Source organism: Rhizobium sp. 18055, from assembly GCF_902706285.1.
Lineage (GTDB): Bacteria > Pseudomonadota > Alphaproteobacteria > Rhizobiales > Rhizobiaceae > Rhizobium.
The window spans coordinates 1-398 of sequence record NZ_CACSKD010000445.1 but is presented as its reverse complement, the minus strand read 5'-3'; the positions used below and the strand labels follow the sequence as shown (position 1 = coordinate 398).

The 398-nt window shown below is 64.3% G+C and carries 1 protein-coding gene; it reads right to left on the bottom strand.

The window, feature by feature from the left end:
- Positions 1–14: 14 nt before the first annotated feature.
- On the bottom strand, positions 15–398 hold a 384-nt coding region (locus tag GVL52_RS32600; RefSeq protein WP_160012799.1), incomplete at its 5' end, for a pyridoxamine 5'-phosphate oxidase family protein.

The window sequence follows — 398 nt, the reverse complement described above, 5'->3', positions numbered from 1 at the left end:
GGTCAGGTCGGGCCTCAGGACAGCGAGAGTTCCTTGTGCTCGCCCATGTTCGGCGGGTTGCCGGTAACGGCCGCCTTGGCCATCTTGAAGAGCTGGGTCATCTTGCTTTCCTTCACGTCCCAGTACTCGGCGTGCTGGATGCGGACCACGAGCAGCGCCAGGTTGGGATCGTCGATGCCCTTGGGGAACCAGGCCTTGGCCGCGGGCGACCACAGGGCCTCCTTGCGGGCCTTGTCCTCGATGAAGCCGGCGGTGCCGGAGAGCGACACGTAGCTGTCCTTCTCGGGGTTGGCGTAGGTGACGTTCGTCTGCGCGTCGGCCTTCAGCCGCTGGGCGAGTTCGCCGTCGTGCGGGATGAAGAAGTACAGCTCCGATTGCTCGTCGATGTCCTTGTTCTG